Annotated in this window: 16 protein-coding genes; 7 read left to right on the forward strand and 9 right to left on the reverse strand. The window is 74.4% G+C overall.

The window, feature by feature from the left end:
• Window positions 1–98 precede the first annotated feature (98 nt).
• From ABD671_RS16605 to ABD671_RS16615, 3 genes are read right to left on the reverse strand one after another with little or no spacing between them, the layout of a single operon-like run.
• A complete protein-coding gene (locus ABD671_RS16605) occupies window positions 99–1,334 on the reverse strand; it encodes an MFS transporter (protein ID WP_344734550.1) in 1,236 nt (411 codons plus the stop codon).
• The gene (gene tadA / locus ABD671_RS16610; protein ID WP_344734551.1) at window positions 1,312–1,752 is read right to left on the reverse strand and encodes a tRNA adenosine(34) deaminase TadA; all 441 of its coding nucleotides are present in this window, start codon (window positions 1,750–1,752) and stop codon (window positions 1,312–1,314) included. The genes ABD671_RS16605 and tadA overlap by 23 nt, the downstream gene beginning before the upstream one ends.
• A gap of 43 nt (window positions 1,753–1,795) precedes the next feature.
• Window positions 1,796–2,299 (reverse strand): tRNA adenosine deaminase-associated protein, encoded by a 504-nt coding sequence (locus ABD671_RS16615; RefSeq protein WP_344734552.1) that lies wholly within the window; start codon window positions 2,297–2,299, stop codon window positions 1,796–1,798.
• A 172-nt stretch (window positions 2,300–2,471) separates the two neighbouring features.
• Here ABD671_RS16615 and ABD671_RS16620 point away from each other — a divergent pair, with 172 nt between their 5' ends.
• The gene (locus ABD671_RS16620) at window positions 2,472–2,777 is read left to right on the forward strand and encodes an antibiotic biosynthesis monooxygenase family protein (protein WP_344734553.1); all 306 of its coding nucleotides are present in this window, start codon (window positions 2,472–2,474) and stop codon (window positions 2,775–2,777) included.
• 44 nt (window positions 2,778–2,821) lie between these two features.
• Window positions 2,822–3,463 carry a uracil phosphoribosyltransferase gene (gene upp / locus ABD671_RS16625; RefSeq protein ID WP_344734554.1) on the forward strand — a complete coding sequence of 214 codons (642 nt, stop codon included), beginning with the start codon at window positions 2,822–2,824 and terminating at the stop codon, window positions 3,461–3,463.
• Between the two features lie 34 nt (window positions 3,464–3,497).
• Here the strand turns inward: upp and ABD671_RS16630 are convergent, their stop codons facing one another.
• Window positions 3,498–4,433, reverse strand: coding sequence for a nitroreductase family protein (locus tag ABD671_RS16630; protein ID WP_344734555.1), 936 nt, complete (start codon window positions 4,431–4,433; stop codon window positions 3,498–3,500).
• A 176-nt stretch (window positions 4,434–4,609) separates the two neighbouring features.
• Between ABD671_RS16630 and ABD671_RS16635 the strand changes: the two genes are divergently transcribed.
• The 4 genes from ABD671_RS16635 to ABD671_RS16650 all read left to right on the forward strand — a co-directional run bounded on the left by ABD671_RS16635 (window position 4,610) and on the right by ABD671_RS16650 (window position 9,799).
• On the forward strand, window positions 4,610–5,284 hold the full coding sequence (locus ABD671_RS16635; protein ID WP_344734556.1) for a response regulator: 675 nt from the start codon (window positions 4,610–4,612) through the stop codon (window positions 5,282–5,284).
• Window positions 5,285–5,288: 4 nt separating this feature from the next.
• The gene (locus tag ABD671_RS16640; protein WP_344734557.1) at window positions 5,289–6,992 is read left to right on the forward strand and encodes a GAF domain-containing sensor histidine kinase; all 1,704 of its coding nucleotides are present in this window, start codon (window positions 5,289–5,291) and stop codon (window positions 6,990–6,992) included.
• Window positions 6,993–7,217: 225 nt separating this feature from the next.
• The gene (locus ABD671_RS16645) at window positions 7,218–8,804 is read left to right on the forward strand and encodes a LuxR C-terminal-related transcriptional regulator (RefSeq protein ID WP_344734558.1); all 1,587 of its coding nucleotides are present in this window, start codon (window positions 7,218–7,220) and stop codon (window positions 8,802–8,804) included.
• 206 nt (window positions 8,805–9,010) lie between these two features.
• Window positions 9,011–9,799 (forward strand): hypothetical protein, encoded by a 789-nt coding sequence (locus tag ABD671_RS16650; protein ID WP_344734559.1) that lies wholly within the window; start codon window positions 9,011–9,013, stop codon window positions 9,797–9,799.
• Between the two features lie 112 nt (window positions 9,800–9,911).
• Here the strand turns inward: ABD671_RS16650 and ABD671_RS16655 are convergent, their stop codons facing one another.
• Window positions 9,912–10,352, reverse strand: coding sequence for an OsmC family peroxiredoxin (locus ABD671_RS16655; RefSeq protein WP_344734561.1), 441 nt, complete (start codon window positions 10,350–10,352; stop codon window positions 9,912–9,914).
• A gap of 87 nt (window positions 10,353–10,439) precedes the next feature.
• Here ABD671_RS16655 and ABD671_RS16660 point away from each other — a divergent pair, with 87 nt between their 5' ends.
• Entirely contained in the window at window positions 10,440–10,901 is a 462-nt protein-coding gene (locus tag ABD671_RS16660) for a MarR family winged helix-turn-helix transcriptional regulator (RefSeq protein ID WP_344734562.1), read from the forward strand.
• 38 nt (window positions 10,902–10,939) lie between these two features.
• Here the strand turns inward: ABD671_RS16660 and ABD671_RS16665 are convergent, their stop codons facing one another.
• The 4 genes from ABD671_RS16665 to ABD671_RS16680 are packed head-to-tail and all read right to left on the reverse strand — an operon-like array spanning window position 10,940 to window position 14,519.
• Window positions 10,940–11,734 (reverse strand): FAD:protein FMN transferase, encoded by a 795-nt coding sequence (locus ABD671_RS16665; protein ID WP_344734563.1) that lies wholly within the window; start codon window positions 11,732–11,734, stop codon window positions 10,940–10,942.
• Window positions 11,731–12,297, reverse strand: a complete 567-nt coding sequence (locus tag ABD671_RS16670; protein WP_344734565.1) for an FMN-binding protein — start codon at window positions 12,295–12,297, stop codon at window positions 11,731–11,733. The genes ABD671_RS16665 and ABD671_RS16670 overlap by 4 nt, the downstream gene beginning before the upstream one ends.
• 4 nt (window positions 12,298–12,301) lie before the next feature.
• Entirely contained in the window at window positions 12,302–13,798 is a 1,497-nt protein-coding gene (locus ABD671_RS16675; RefSeq protein ID WP_344734566.1) for a ferredoxin reductase family protein, read from the reverse strand.
• A gap of 31 nt (window positions 13,799–13,829) precedes the next feature.
• Window positions 13,830–14,519 (reverse strand): hypothetical protein, encoded by a 690-nt coding sequence (locus tag ABD671_RS16680; protein WP_344734567.1) that lies wholly within the window; start codon window positions 14,517–14,519, stop codon window positions 13,830–13,832.
• Window positions 14,520–14,620: the final 101 nt, after the last annotated feature.

Genomic DNA, 14,620 nt, shown 5'->3' on the forward strand with positions numbered 1-14,620 from the left:
GAACACCAGACCCGACATGCAACACACCCCTCACTCGGCCGGTGTTGCACTCACCCCCAGGAACCGCGCGGGGAAACCTGCAGCCGCCGCCCCCACCGTCAGTGCCGCGTCAACACCCGCACATCCCGACTGAACGTCGCGGCGACGACGCTGGCCACGAGGACGACGGCGACCGTGATCAGCCAGGTGTCGTAGCCGACGGCCGCGGCGATCGGGCCGGTCAGCGCGAGACCGATCGGGCGGGCCACGAAGGAGCCGACGGCGTCGAAGGAGTAGACCCGCGCCAGCTTGTCGGGGGCGATGTTCTCCTGGATCGAGAGGTCCCAGCCGACCGAGAAGATCTCCAGGCCGAAGCCGTGGAGGAACGCGCCGAGCAGGATGACGGCGAGGTGGTCGGACAGCGCGATCGCCAGCGGGAACGCGGCGGTGAGCCCGAGGAACCACACGCCGACGGACAGCGCGTGGCGCGGCTTCCACCGCGTGCACACCAGGCCGCCGACGACGAAGCCGGCCATCAGGGTCGAGAGGGCGTAGCCCCACGCCGCCCGGGAGACGTCGTCGCCGACGACGATCGGGCCGAGTACGCCCTGCACGCCGCCGTAGACGAGGTGGTAGAGGAGCGCCTGCGCGATGAGCAGCCACAGCCAGGTGTGCCGCATGACCTCGCGGAAGCCGTCGGCGACGTCGCCGAGCAGGCTCGCGCCGGGCGGCGCGGGCTCGTGCGCCACCCGGATGCCGGCGAACAGCAGCCCCGCGGCGAGGAACGTGGCGGCGTCGGCGAGCAGCGCCCAGCCGCTGCCGGCGGTGGCGACGAGGAGACCGGCGATGCCGCTGCCGATCATCGCGGCCGAGGTGCTGCCGAGGCGGCGCCACACCACCGCCTGGCCGAGGGTCTCGGCCGGCACGGTCTGGCCCAGGATCGCCGACATGCTCGGGTTGCCCAGCGAGGTGATCGCGCCCAGGGCCGCGCCCAGCAGCGCCAGGACGGCGATGCTCGACCGGTCGAGGAGCAGCGAGACGCCGGCCGCCGCCTGGAGGACGGCCGCGGCGAGCATGCTGCCGGTCATCACGAGGCGCCGCGAGAACCGGTCGCCGGCGACGCCGCCGAAGAGCGTGACGAGGACGTCGGTCAGCGCGTAGAGCCCCACGACCAGGCCGAGCTCGGCGGCGTCGCCACCGAGGTCGAGGACGGCGAAGGCAAGCGCCACCGGGGCGATGCCGTTGCCGAGACTGTTGATCGACCCGCCGGCGAACAGCAGCCGGAAGTCGCGATGGCGCAGCGCGTGCCGCGGCGCGGCGGCCGCGGCAGGCTCAGCCGGTGGTGCGTCTGTCATCGAAGAACCCGAGGAGGAGAGCGGAGCACTGGTCGTCCAGCACGCCGGACACTACCTCGGGCCGATGGTTGAGCCGCCGGTCGCGGACGACGTCCCACAGGCTGCCGACCGCACCGGCCTTCGCATCGAACGCCCCGAAGACCACCCGGTCGACCCGGGCGAGCACCGCGGCACCGGCGCACATCGTGCAGGGCTCCAGGGTGACCACCAGCGTGCAGCCCTCCAGGTGCCAGCTGCCTCGTGCCGCTGCCGCCGCCCGCAGCGCCACCACCTCCGCGTGCCCGGCGGGGTCGTGCTGCGCCTCGCGCACGTTGCGCCCGCGGCCCAGCACCGTGCCGTCGGCGTCGACGACCACCGCCCCGATCGGGACGTCGCCGGTGGCCGGGGCCTGGCGGGCCTCCTCGAGCGCGGCGCGCATGGGCGCCTCCCACGGACGATGCAGCACGGTGGAGACGGGGTGATCAGGCCGAGGCGAAGTCGAGGGCTTCGTCGAACAGCTCGCCGAAGCCGAGCATGCGCGCGATGTCGGAGAGCGCCTCGTCGGGGTAGAGGTCGGGGTCGTCGACGAGTTCGGCGACCTCGACGGCCGGGGCACCGAGGTCGGCCAGAAGCGCCAGATCGCCAGCAGGGGCGGGCTTGTCGGGATCGGCGAGGTCGCCGATGTCGTCGAGGTCGGGCAGCCCCAGGAACTCGATCGCGGAGTCGGCCAGCTCCCACTCGTCGGCGGCGGTGACGTCGGAGAGCAGCACCCAGGTGCGCTCCTGCTCGACGCGCACGATGAGGAAGAAGTCCTCGTCGACGCCGATCAGCGCGATCGCGCCGCGGTCGCCGGGCAGGCGGCGCAGCGCGTGGGCAATGGTCTCGACGTCGGTGAGGAACTCGTCGGCGAGGTCGTCGAGCACCCAGTCCAGGCCCTCGCGGTAGGCCACGAACGCGAAGTCGATGGCGTCGAGCTGTTCGGCCACCGGCGTCCCCTCCTCGCTGATCCGGGGCGCTGACGGCTCCGGCCTCCGCCAGCGTGACACACCGGGCCCGGAGCGCCAATCCCCTTTCTCCTCACGCCTTCGGGCGCCCGGCCCGACGGACGCCGGACTCCCGGCCCTGGCGCGGCGCCGCGATGCGCCTACTGTGAACGGCATGGCAATCGTGAAGATCAACGCGATCAGCGTGCCCCCGCAGGCCGGCGCCGAGCTCGAGCGCCGCTTCGGCGAGCGGGCCGGCTCGATGGCCGGCACCCCCGGGTTCCTCGGCTTCCAGCTGTTGCGACCCGTCGCCGGCGAGGAGCGGTACTTCGTCGTGACCCAGTGGGCCGACGAGGAGTCCTTCGCCGCCTGGCGCGACGGCGACGCGCGCGCGGCCCACGCCGGCACCGGTCAGCGCCCGGTCTCCACCGGCGCCGATCTGCTGGAGTTCGAGGTCGTGCTCGACGTCGCCGGCTCCTGAGCCGGCCCATCACGCGGCGTCCGGCGCCCCACTAGGGTGACGCCATGCGCGTGCACGTCGTCGACCACCCGCTCGTCACCCACAAGCTCACGACGCTGCGCGACGAGCGCACGCCGTCGCCGACGTTCCGGTCGCTGACCGACGAGCTCGTGACGCTGCTGGCCTACGAGGCCACCCGCGACGTGCGGGTCGAGCCGGCCGACATCGTCACCCCGGTCGCGCCGACCACCGGCGTCCGGCTGGCCTCTCCCAAGCCGCTGGTGGTGCCGATCCTGCGGGCGGGCCTGGGCATGCTCGACGGCATGATGCGCCTGCTGCCCACCGCCGAGGTCGGCTTCCTCGGCATGGTGCGCAACGAGGAGACCCTCGAGGCCTCGACCTACGCCGAGCGTCTGCCCGAGGACCTCTCGGGCCGCCAGTGCTACGTGCTCGACCCGATGCTGGCCACCGGCGGCACCCTGGCCGCAGCGATCCGCTTCCTGGTCGACCGCGGCGCCGACCACATCACCGCGATCTGCCTGCTCACCGCCCCCGAGGGGTGCCAGCGGCTCGACGATCTGCTCGCCGACCTCGACGTGCCGGTCACGGTGGTGACGGCCGCGATGGACGAGCGCCTCAATGAGAAGGGCTACATCGTGCCCGGTCTCGGCGACGCCGGCGACCGGCTCTACGGCATCGCCGGCTGACCGGCTGGCCGGCCGACCCGCGATGAGCGGGATCTCAGGCGCCGGGTGACCGCAGGTCCAAGACGTCGTCCAGCGGACGACGCGGGGTGCGGCGCGGCCGGCCGATGGCCTGCCAGCCGACCCGCACCAGGGTCTGCGGCGTCATCAGCCCGCCGAGCACCTCGTGCTGGAGGACGGCGCGGGTCTCGGCGACCTCGCAGACGACGCTGAGCGGCACAATCGAGAGTCCGGCCCGGGTGGCCTCGAGCCACAGGGCGCTGAGCGCCTCGCCGACCCGCAGCCACGTGGCCGGACCGTCGGCATCGGGCGGCCCACCGAGCACCAGGAGACCGTCGGCGGGCTCGAGGTCGCGGTCGGGGGCGACGTAGGGGGTGTCGGCGAACGGCGAGCGGAAGCCGCGCGCCCCGAGCCGGGCTTGGGCGCGGGCCTGGCGATCGCCTGCCCGGCCGAGCAGCAGATCGATGCGCACCCGGTCGGCGAGGTCGACGACGGGGATCGCGGTCGCCCCGCGCGCCGAGGCCACGGCGGCGAGGTCCTGGAGCTGGTCGAAGGAGACGGGCCAGGAGGTGAAGCGGCGGCGGTCGGTACGCCGGTCGGTGAGCGCCTGGAGGTCGGCGGTCGCCGTCGCCGGCACCACGCCGGGGTGCAGCCGCAGCCGGGCGAGCAGGTCGGGGTCGTCGGAGCGCGGGAACCGGTGCGCCTCGACCTCGAACCCCAGAGCGCGGGCGGCGACGAGCGCGTGGTCGAGCCCCGCGCCGCAGCTGAGGGTCAGCATGCGGCCGTCCTCGTCGCCGGCGCGCAGCACCCGGCTGCGGTCGGCCCGCAGGTCCAGGGACTCCCCGTCGCTCACCCAGTGCCAGGGCTGGCTGTTGCGCACGCTCGGGGCGAGGGTGGCGAGTTCGACGATGCGGGCGTGCGCCTGGCGCATGTCGTAGCCGAGGCCGGATCCGAGGCCGGAACGGATGCTCATCCTCCGCCTCCTCTCCTCGCTGCCACGCCGACCGGCGGTGTCGGCGCGGACCACTCCCGGTGGCGTGTCTCCAGGGTGCCTCGCGCGCGGGCCGCGGGCGCAGGGTCAGAGGTCCCGTGGCCTGAGGGCCCTCCGCCACGTTCCCAGACCCTCGACCGCGCACTACCGTGGGCAGCATGGACCCCTCGACTCCCACCGGTTCCGACGCCGACGCACGCCCGACCATCCGGGTGTTCCTCCTCGACGACCACGAGATCGTGCGTCGCGGCATCCGCGAGCTGCTGGAGAGCGAGGGCGACATCGAGGTCGTCGGCGAGGCCGGGCTGGCCGAGGAGGCCATGCGCCGCATCCCCGCCGTCCGCCCGCACGTGGCGATCCTCGACGGCCGCCTGCCCGACGGGTCCGGCGTCGACGTGTGCCGCGAGATCCGGTCCCGCAACCCCGAGATCGCCGCGCTCATCCTGACCAGCTACGACGACGACGACGCCCTGTTCGCCGCGATCATGGCCGGCGCCGCGGGCTACCTGCTCAAGCAGGTACGGGGCCACGACCTCATCGACACCGTGCGCCGCGTCGCCTCGGGACAGTCGACCCTCGACCCCCACGTCACCGCCCAGGTGCTCGACCGCGTGCGCAACGGGCCGGCGTCCGACCCCGAGCTCGACCAGCTCACCAGCCAGGAGCAGAAGATCCTCGAGCTCATCGGCGAGGGCCTGACCAACCGCCAGATCGCCGAGCGGATGTTCCTCGCGGAGAAGACCGTGAAGAACTACGTGTCCTCGCTGCTCGGCAAGCTCGGGCTGACGAGCCGCACGCAGGCGGCGATCTTCGCGACCAAGCACAAGATCTGACGCGGTGCCCCAGCGCCGCAAGCAGCTCGACGCGCTGCTCCGCGAGGTCCTCGACCACGTCGAGGAGGTCGTCGACGAGCGGGAGCGGCTGCAACTGCTGCTCGACGCGGTCGTCGCGCTCGGCGCCGACCTCAACCTCGACGGCGTCCTGAGCCGCATCGTGGCGAGCGCGAGCCGCCTGGTCGACGCGCGCTACGCCGCCCTCGGCGTCGTCGACCCCGCGAGCACCGAACGGCGCCTGCGCACCTTCGTGCACACCGGCCTGGACGACGACGAGGTCACCCGCATCGGCAGCCTGCCGGCCGGGCACGGGCTGCTCGGTCAGATCATCGACCGGCCCGAACCGCTGCGGCTGCACGACATCGCCGCCCACCCGGCGTCCTACGGCTTCCCGCCGGGCCATCCGCCGATGCGCTCGTTCCTCGGCGTCCCCGTGCGCACCCGCGACCGGATCTTCGGCAACCTCTACCTGACGGAGAAGGTGTCGGGCGAGGACTTCACCGAGCAGGACGAGGCCGTGGTCGTCGCCCTGGCCGCCGCGGCGGGTGTGGTCATCGAGAACGCCCGGCTCTACGAGGAGGCCGCGCGGCGCGAGAGCTGGTTGGAGGCCACCGCCGAGATCACCTCGCTGCTGTCGCGGCCCGAGCTCGGCCGCGACCCGCTGCAGCTGATCGCCGACCGCGCCCGCGAGAGCGCCCACGCCGACGTCGCCTGGGTGGTCGTGGGCGCCGATCCCGCCGACCTCGAGCTGCGGGTGGTCTCCGGCTACACCACCGACGCCGGAGCCATGCGTGAGATCGAACTCGAGGACTCCTTGTCGGCCACGGTCGTACGCACGGGCGAGCCCGTGCGCACCGCCGACATCAGCGGCACCGAGCACGCCGTCGACCCCTCGCGCCGACTGGGGTGGCCGCCGCTCGGGCCGGTGGTCGTCGTCCCGCTCGGGTCGACCTCGGGTACCGAGGGCACGCTGTCGCTGGGGTGGGAGCGGGGCCGGGAGGCCGACTTCCACGCCATCGACCCCTCCATGCCGGCGAGCTTCGCCGAGCAGGCCGCGCTCGCGCTCCAGGTCGCGCGGGCCCGGGAGGACCAGCAGCTGCTGGCGCTCTTCGAGGACCGCGACCGCATCGCCCGCGACCTGCACGACCTGGTGATCCAGCGCATCTTCGCCGTCGGCCTCGGCCTGCAGGGCGTCGCCCGCGCCATCGACGGCGAGGAGCTCAAGGAGCGGCTCGACCAGGCCGTCGACGACCTCGACGACACCATCAAGGACATCCGGCGCTCGATCTTCGCCCTCGGGGCGATCGGCACCTCCGACGACCTCCAGACCGAGGTCACCCGCCTGGTCGACCGGGCCGCGGCCACCTTGAAGTTCCGGCCGACGCTGCGCCTGGAGGGACCCATCCGCTCCGTGGTCGACGGCCAGCTCGCCCCCGACCTGCTCGCCGTGCTGGGCGAGGCGCTCTCCAACGCCAGCCGGCATGCCGACGCCACCGCGGTGCAGGTCGTGCTCCGCGTCGTCCAGGCCGAGGGCGACGCCCGCCTGGAGCTCGTCGTGGTCGACAACGGCCGCGGACTGCCCGAGACCGTCGTCGAGAGCGGGCTGTCGAACATGCGCTCGCGCGCCGAGCGGCGCGGAGGCCGGCTCGAGGTGACCTCCGAGCACGACCGCGGCACGCACCTGGCCTGGTCCGTACCTCTGGTCTGAGCCTCTGGCCTGAGCCCCTGGTCTGAACCGCTGCGCCGAATCGAGGGCTTCGGGACGTTCGACCATGCCCCCGGGGGTAGGTCGCTGCCTAGGCTGGCCGTTCGCCCGCCCGCGCGTTCCGCCCCCACCGGAGCGCGGGCGGGCGTGCGCCCCGCCGAGCAGGCTCAGCCCCGATTCACGCGGAACCGTCGTGACCGGACCCGCGTGCATGCCAGGATCGGGAACGTGGCCGACGTCCCGGGGGCGCGAGCGCTCTACGCTGCCGGACGGTGGAGCCCTGCCCTCGACGTGATCGAGGGGGCCGACGATCTCGGCGCCGACGACCTGGAGTTCCGTGCGACGCTGCGCTATCTCGTCGGCGATGTCACGGGCTACTTCGCCGACGCCAACGACGCCTACCGCCAGCGGGTGCCGACCGACCCCGAGCGCGCCGCGCGCACGGCGGCCTGGCTCGGGATCATGCACCATCTGCGCGGGGAGACCGGCCATCGCACCGCGTGGTTCACCCGAGCGGCCGAGCTCGTCGCCGCCATCGGGGAGTGCGCCGCAAGCGCCTACCTCCAGATGGCCCCGATCATCAACGACCGCACGCCCGACCGCGCCCTCGCGATCGCGACCGCGCAGGAGGTGCTCGCGATCGCCGTCCGCACCGGCGATGTGGACGCCGCCGCGCTGATCCGGCAGACGCTGGGCCACCTCCTCATCCGGGTCGGTCGGGTCGACGAGGGTGTCGCGATGCTCGACGACGCGATGCTGGCGGCGTCCTCGGGCCGCCTCACCTCGCCGCTGGTGGAGCTCCTCGTCGCCAGCTCGGCGATGGCCGGCTACCGCGAGACCCAGGACCTCGAGCGCCTGCGCGAGTGGCACAACACCGTGGCGCAGCGCGATGAGCGGCGGGGCGCACCCGCATCCGCCGACGACGTACGCCGGCTCTACCGCGCCGAGCTGCTGGAGGCCGCCGGCGACTGGGACGCCGCCGTCCGGGAGGCGGAGAAGATCGAGGACCCGCTGGTGCTCGGCGATGCGTGGTACCTGCGCGGCGAGATCGCCCGGCGTCGCGGCCAGCTCGGCGAGGCGGAGGAGGCCTACGCGAACGCCGAGCAGGCCGGTCGTGATCCGCTGCCCGGGCGGGCGTCGGCCCGTGCGGCGGCCGGGCGCTCGGACGCCGTCGCCCAGCTGCGCGTCGCCCTGACCCACGTGACGGAGCCCGGCGCCCGGGCCCGCCTGCTGCCCGCCGCCGTCGAGCTCGTCTGCCGCGACGGCGTCGCGGTCACCGAGACCGACCTGGCCGACGCGTCCGCATGGACCGAGGAGTTCGAGGCGTATGCGGACCGCATCGGGACGCGCCTGCTGCGGGCCAGGGCCGATCAATGTCGAGCGCGTCTGCTGCTCGCGACGGGCGATCCTGCCGGTGCCCTGGGGAGGACCGCCCGGGCCGGCCGCACCCTCGGCGTCCTGCGGATGCCCTACGAACGCGCGCGCACCCATCTGCTCGCGGCCGCCGCCCAGCAGGCCCTCGGCGTCCCGGAAGCGGCCGCCGAGGAGACCGATCTGGCCGCGCGACTGCTCGACGACCTCGGTGTGGGGTCGAGCCCGACGGCCTCCTCCCCGCTGTCCCCGCGCGAGAGCGAGGTGCTCGCCCTGGTCGCGGAGGGGGCGACGAACCGCGAGATCGCGGGACGGCTGTTCCTCTCCCACCGCACGGTGGACCGGCACGTGAGCAACATCCTCACCAAGCTCGCGCTGCCCTCCCGGGCGGCGGCGGCCGCCTGGGCGAGCCAGGCCTCGGCCGGGCGTCGCGCGTCGCCCTGACGGCAGGTCGCTCTGGGTCGCTCTGGGTCGCTCTGGGTCGCTCTGGGTCGCGCAGGGTCGCGCAGGGTCGCGCAGGGTCGCGGCGAGGAGATCACCCAGGTGCGGCAACGGACGGATGGGTGGTTCCACCGATGAGGGCCGGGGCGCCTGCTGCCTAGCGTCGGCGACGGCCGCAGGTCGCGGCCACGACCCGAGAGGTGGACCCCATGCTCAGCATCTCCCGTCCCGCCGTCGGCGGCGTCGTCGTCGGCCTGGTGGCCGGCCTCGCCGTGACCGGTGGAGCAGCGATCGCCGCGGCCCGCGGCGGCGACGACCAGGTCACGGCGTGCGTGGCCAAGCGCGGGGGCGACACCCGCATCGTGCGCGCCTCGAAGGCGTGCGACGCCGACGAACGGCGCGTCACCTGGTCGGTCACCGGCCCCCAGGGCGAGGACGGCGCCGCTGGACCGGCCGGTGAGACCGGGCCCGCCGGCGCGACCGGACCCGCGGGGCCTGCCGGGCCCGCGGGCGCGGCGGGCGCGATCGGCCCGCAGGGACCGCAGGGACCGGCCGGCCCGGCGGGGGCCGCCGGCACGTCCCCGATCGTGCGTTCGGCGAACGGCACGGGCACGACCTCGAACGCCTTCGCGCCGCCGAACGCCAACAACATCGACTTCGTCAACGCGACCACGACCATCTCGATCCCCGTCGGCACCCGGGTCTTCATCTCCGCCCAGAGCCCGGTGGAGAGCTACGCGGCGGCCAGCGGTCTGTACCTGGCGATCTGCACGCGGACCGTCGGCGGCACGCCGACGCCGCTGAGCGGGACCCTCGCCGGTCAGTTCACACGATCGGCCGCCTCGATCATCCCGACGACGCTCACGACCATCGCCTCGGGCCTCTCGGGCACGCTCGAGATCGGCATGTGCGGGTACGCGATCAACAACCAGGAGAACAACTGGGGCTTCGCGACCGGCGACGGTTCGGTCTCCGCTCTGGTCTTCCAGCCCAACTGATCCACCGGCGCCACCGGCGCTGCCCGGAAGACGTCCGGCCCCGCCACCTGGCTCACAGATGGCGGGGCCGGCTCGGTTCCACGCCGGGGAGGGCGCGGAGTCGGCGTGGGGGTCAGGACTCCAGGGAGGCGTCGAGGGTGATCTCGACACCGGTGAGCGCCTTGCTGACCGGGCAGCCGGCCTTGGCGGCCTCGGCGACCTGGAGGAAGGTGGCCTCGTCGAGGCCGTCGACCTCACCGCGGACGGTGAGGGTGATGCCGGTGAGGCGGAAGCCGCCGGCCGGGTCGGGGCCGAGCGAGACGTCGGCGGTGACGTCGAGGGCCTGCGGCGTGCCGCCGGCCTCGGCGATCAGGGCGGAGAACTGCATCGCGTAGCAGGAGCTGTGCGCGGCGGCGATGAGCTCCTCCGGCGAGGTGGTGCCGTCGGCCTCGTCGGCCGCCCGCTTGGGGAAGGAGACGTCGTAGGTGCCGACCTTCGAGCTGGTCAGTTCGACCTGACCGGAGCCCTCGGTGAGGCTACCGTTCCAGGCGGTACGGGCGGTGCGAGTGGGCATGGCGGGAATCCTTTCGCCGTCGGATGACTTACAGTGTTTACAAGATACTTGTATACACGATAATTCCCGAACGGGGAAGGAGACGAGATGAGCAAGGCCACACCGTCGACGTCGGACGACCCGCTCGAGCCGCTGCTCTGCTTCGACCTCTACGCGGCCTCGCGCAGCCTCACCGCCGCCTACCGCCCCGTGCTGGCCGAGTTCGACCTCACCTACCCCCAGTACCTCGTGCTGGTGGTGCTCGCGGGCCGCACCGACGCCGTCCCGATCAAGCACCTGCGCGACACACTGCACCTCGACCACGCCACGCTGACGCCGCTCCTGCGCCGCCTGGAGGCGGCCGGCCTGCTCAGCCGCACCCGATCGGCGACCGACGAGCGGTCGGTGGAGATCGCGCTGACCGAGCAGGGTCGCGAGGTCGCCTCCCACTTCGGCGACGTGCAGTGCCGGGTCAGCGAGATCCTCGGCCTGCCGGAGAAGGACGTCGCGACCCTGCGCGACCTGCTGCACCGGGTCAACGCCTCGGCGGTCGCCTCGCTCCGGGAGTGAGGCCGACGCCCCGGCCGAGCCGGGGCGGGGCGGGCGGGTCAGGCGACCCGACCGACGACGGTCTCGACCCGACCGTCGCGCCAGACCACCAGACCGGTGCGATCCGTGCGCCCGGCGAGCCAGCGGGCGGCGTCCTCGTCGAGGGCGAAGGCGCTGGTGGCATCGAGGTCGGCGTCGACGAGGGAGCGCGCGACCACCGTGACCGCTGCGACGAGCTGCGGCGTGCGACCGGTGCGGGCGTCGACGATGTGCGCGCCCCGGTGGGCGAGGCCGGAGGTGGCCACCGCCCCGTCGCGCATCGGGACCCGGCCGACCAGGCGGGTGGGGTCGTCGGGGTGCTCGATGCCGATCGACCAGTCCGGGGAGTCCGGCCCCGCGACACGGCACACGAGGTCGCCGCCGCCGGAGAGGCAGCTGTCGGTGTCGGCGAGGGCGTGCAGGTGGCGGGCGGCCCGCTCGATCGCCCAGCCCTTCACCACACCGCTGGGGTCGAAGCGCTCGGATCCGTCCGCACCGGGACGACGGACGGCGAAGGCCCCGCCCGAATCACGCTCCGCGCGCTCCCCCAGCGCGAGCACCTCGGCCATCTCGGGCGGGCACTCGGCCAACGTCAGCTCGCCGCGGCCGAGCCGGCTGACCACCGAGTCGTCGCGGTAGGTCGAGAAGACGCGGTCGACCTCACGCAGCTCGGCGACCACGGCGGCCCACGCGTCGCGGGCGCCGGTGTCGCCGGCGTGCCGCCCGCGCAGGGCGACGCTGACCGGCATCCCCATGATCTGCTCGACGGCCCGCCAGGTCGGCGGTGCGGCCGTCGCACCGGTTGGGGTGCTCACAGGCCCGCCTGGTCCAGCGCGCTCTGGAGGGAGGTCAGGTAGCCCTCGCTGGTGACGGTGGCACCGGAGACCATGTCGATCGAGGCGCTCTGGGCATCGAGCGTCTCCTGCACCAGCACCGGCAGGGCGTAGTTGTTGATCTCGACGTCGCGCGGGTTGCCCGCCGGGTACTGCGGCACGGCGACCTCGGTGATGCGACCGTCGGCCACGGTGATCGCCACCTGCACCGGACCCCAGCGGGTCGAGGCGACGTCGCCGGTGTAGCTGCCGTCGGCCGCATCGCCCGATCCGGCGGCGGTTCCCGCATCCGATCCGGCGTCGTTTCCGGCGTCGCTCCCGGCATCGTTCCCGGCGTCCGCCGATCCCGCGGCCGCCTCGTCGTCGGCGGTGCCGCCGGACGGCGTCTCGTCGGAGGCCCCGGGTTCGGGCGCGGCTGCCCCGGTGACGGGCGCGGCGACGGCGGCCGGGGCGGCGTCCAGCCGGCCGGAGGTCGAGGTGTGGTAGCCGAACAGCAGCACCAGCACGGTGAGCGTGCTCAGGCTCCACAGCACGATGCGTCGCATCAGATCACCATCCGAAGGTCTCGAGGTGGAGCTGCGCGGCCGGCAGGCCGGCGCGCAGCAGGTCGGTGCGCACGAGGTCGGCCCACACGGCGGGCCCGCAGACGTAGACGTCGCGCTCGAGGAGGTCGGGCACCCATCGGGTGGCCACCGCGAGGTCGGGGACGCCGGCCAGCGCGGGGTCGTCGGCCGGACCGCCCAGGTGCTCGCCGAGCCAGGACGCCGGGTGGCGGCGGTGACCGGGCAGGGGCACGACCTGGAGGCCGCGTTCGCGGGCCAGGGTCTCGAACTCGTGGCGGTAGAGCGGGTCGCGGGTGAAGCGGTAGAGCACGGCGGCCTCGCCGGGCTCGTAGGCGAGCCCCTCGGCGAGCGCACGCAGCGGGGCGATGCCCGCGCCGGCGCCGATGAGGGCGACCCGGCGGCGGGTGCGCGCCCGCTCGGTCAGGCGGCCGTAGGGGCCCTCCACCAGCGCGCGCTGCCCGGGCCGCAGGGCGGCGACCGCGGCCGACCCGTCGCCGACCGACTGCACGGTGATGCGCAGGCTGGCGCCGTCGGGGGCGGCGGAGAGGGAGTAGGGGTTGGCGCGGGTCCAGCCGGTGCGGCCCAGGAAGCGCCAGGTGAGGAACTGGCCGGCCGCGACGTCGAGCCGGGCCAGGCCCGGACCGGCGAGGTAGACCGAGACGATGCCCGGCGCCTCGCGCACCACCGAGGTGACGCGCAGGCCCAGGCGCAGCGTGCGCAGCACGGGGACGGCGATCCGCCACCACACGACGGCACCGGCGGCGAGGGCCCACGCGGTCCACCAGAAGACGGTGCGGCCGGGCGAGGAGACGAACTCGGTGCCGGTCCACAGCTGGTGCGGTAGCGCGAGTCCGACGCCGAGGTAGGCGTAGAGGTGCAGCAGGTGCCAGGACTCGTAGCGCAGGCGCGCGCGGGCCGCCTTGATGCTGGTGACCACGACCATCACGAGCGCCAGCGAGCCGGCGGCCGCGAGCAGCATGCCGGGGTAGTCGACCACGAGGTCCCACAGCATCCTCGGGCTGGCGAGCAGCGACCCGGCGGCGTAGCCCCAGGTGACGAGGACGATGTGGGCCAGCATGAGACTGAAGGACGTGAAGCCGACCAGCCGGTGCACGCGCGCCAGCTCGTCCTGACCGAAGGCCGTCTCGAGCACCGGCACGCGGGCCATCAGCAGCACCTGGGCGAGCAGCAGCACCGACGACCACAGCCCCGTGACGCGGCCGACCGAGGTGAGGCCGGTCTCCCAGCCGCCGAGGTCGAGCACGCCGCCGGCCGCCGTCCACCAGTAGGTGACCAGCAGCAGGGCCAGCCACAGCACGCTGAGCGCGCCCAGGCGCACGGCGGCGTCGCGGCGGGCCCGCACCCCGATCGGGACGCCGCGGCGGGCGCGTCGCGGTGCGGCGAGCCGGGGCGCGGACGGCGTGCGGTCGGGCGCGGCCGGAGCCGGGTCTCCGGTGCGCGGCTGCGGGACGAGGGTCGTCATGGTCGCCTCGGGATTCGCGTCGGGATCCGCGTCAGGAGTTGACGGGAGCCGAGCCGTCGACGACGTACCAGGAGGAGTTCGTGCCGTCGCCGGTGCCCGAGTCGGTGCCGGTGCCGGAGTCGGTGCCCGGCGGGGCGAAGCCGTCGGCGTCGCCGTCGGGGCCCTGTCCGATTCCGCCGCCGAGTCCGCCGCCGGGGAAGCCCTGCTGACCCTGCTGGCCGAACTGGCCGAACTGGCCCTGCTCGCCGAGCTGTCCCGGCTGTCCACCACCGAAGTCTCCATCACCGTCGCGGTCGAAGCCACGCTGGAACGCGGGGAAGCCGTCGCCCGGAGCGGTGCCGTCGGGCGCGGTGGCCCGACCGAGCGCGAACCCGCCGCCGCCCAGGCCGAGCACGACCACGGCGCCCGCCAGACCGCCGGCGACCCACCGGGCCCCGGTGCCGGCGTTGCTCCAGCGCTCGCGCAGTCCCCCACCGGACGCCGCGGCCGGCGACCACGCCGCAGCGGGCGCCGTCGCAGCGTCGGACGGGACATCGGATGCGGCATCGGGCCCAGCATCGGACGCCGCCCAGCCGCCCGGTGCGGGATCGGCGACGGCGGTCGCGGTGCCGGCGCCGATGGCGCTGCCGGAGGCGGCGTCGTCCGAGACCGCGCCGACGGGCTGCGTGTCGGCGCCACTCGGCTCCCACCGGTTGCCGCTGGGGGTCTGGCTCTCGCTCATGGTCGTTCTCCTGGAGTCGTGGTGCTCGGCGCGGATCGGCGCCGAGCACCACTCTCCGGAGCCCGGCTGAGCGGCCGGGGTGGTGGACCTGTGACCTTGCT

The sequence above is a fragment of the Nocardioides fonticola genome (genome assembly GCF_039536805.1).
GTDB classification, from domain to species: domain Bacteria; phylum Actinomycetota; class Actinomycetes; order Propionibacteriales; family Nocardioidaceae; genus Nocardioides; species Nocardioides fonticola.

Bases quoted from the DNA above. Each gene is read 5' to 3' on its own strand.
- tadA (WP_344734551.1), bottom strand. From the start codon at position 1,752: ATGCGCGCCGCGCTCGAGGAGGCCCGCCAGGCCCCGGCCACCGGCGAC.
- ABD671_RS16660 (WP_344734562.1), top strand. From the start codon at position 10,440: ATGAGCAAGGCCACACCGTCGACGTCGGACGACCCGCTCGAGCCGCTG.
- ABD671_RS16630 (WP_344734555.1), bottom strand. From the start codon at position 4,433: ATGAGCATCCGTTCCGGCCTCGGATCCGGCCTCGGCTACGACATGCGC.
- ABD671_RS16635 (WP_344734556.1), top strand. From the start codon at position 4,610: ATGGACCCCTCGACTCCCACCGGTTCCGACGCCGACGCACGCCCGACC.
- upp (WP_344734554.1), top strand. From the start codon at position 2,822: ATGCGCGTGCACGTCGTCGACCACCCGCTCGTCACCCACAAGCTCACG.
- ABD671_RS16675 (WP_344734566.1), bottom strand. From the start codon at position 13,798: ATGACGACCCTCGTCCCGCAGCCGCGCACCGGAGACCCGGCTCCGGCC.
- ABD671_RS16605 (WP_344734550.1), bottom strand. From the start codon at position 1,334: ATGACAGACGCACCACCGGCTGAGCCTGCCGCGGCCGCCGCGCCGCGG.
- ABD671_RS16655 (WP_344734561.1), bottom strand. From the start codon at position 10,352: ATGCCCACTCGCACCGCCCGTACCGCCTGGAACGGTAGCCTCACCGAG.
- ABD671_RS16680 (WP_344734567.1), bottom strand. From the start codon at position 14,519: ATGAGCGAGAGCCAGACCCCCAGCGGCAACCGGTGGGAGCCGAGTGGC.
- ABD671_RS16670 (WP_344734565.1), bottom strand. From the start codon at position 12,297: ATGCGACGCATCGTGCTGTGGAGCCTGAGCACGCTCACCGTGCTGGTG.
- ABD671_RS16620 (WP_344734553.1), top strand. From the start codon at position 2,472: ATGGCAATCGTGAAGATCAACGCGATCAGCGTGCCCCCGCAGGCCGGC.
- ABD671_RS16650 (WP_344734559.1), top strand. From the start codon at position 9,011: ATGCTCAGCATCTCCCGTCCCGCCGTCGGCGGCGTCGTCGTCGGCCTG.